General features: G+C 73.8%; 1 protein-coding gene and 1 pseudogene. Both read right to left on the bottom strand.

Annotated elements, in window-relative coordinates:
* Positions 1 to 300, bottom strand: a 300-nt coding sequence (locus tag BIV03_RS17530) for a response regulator (RefSeq protein ID WP_139202064.1), incomplete at its 3' end; no start/stop codon positions are given.
* Between the two features lies 1 nt (position 301).
* Positions 302 to 465, bottom strand: a pseudogene (locus BIV03_RS20180) (VIT family protein); the annotation flags it as partial.

Below are 465 nucleotides of genomic sequence, written 5' to 3'. Positions count from 1 at the left end.
GAGGTAGTCGTCGGCGCCGGAGTCGAGCCCGAAGACCCGGTCGTCCACCGCGTCGCGCGCCGTGACGAGCACGACCGGGAAGTCCTCGCCCATCTCGCGCAGCCGACGGCAGACCTCGAACCCGGACATCTCCGGGAGCATGACGTCGATCGCGGCCGCGTCGAAGGACTGCGCGCGGGCCTGGACGAGCGCGGCGACGCCGTCGGACACGACGGTCACGGCGTGCCCCTCGCCGACGAGCCCGCGTTCGACGAGCACACCCATCTCGGGGTCGTCCTCGACCACCAGGATGTTCGCCACGTCACACCACCCCGCTCGTCCCGAGGAGCGACCCGATCGCGAACGTCGCCGCGAGGGCGAGCGCTCCGCCGAGGACGACGCGGACGGTCGCGCGCCGCACCGATCCGCCGCCGATCCGCGCACCGGTCGCGCCGGTCAGCGCGAGGGCGACGAGGACGACGACGA

Origin of the sequence: Curtobacterium sp. MCBA15_016 (genome assembly GCF_001865105.1) — a bacterium.
GTDB lineage: Bacteria > Actinomycetota > Actinomycetes > Actinomycetales > Microbacteriaceae > Curtobacterium.
This window is presented reverse-complemented; position numbering and strand designations above follow the sequence as displayed.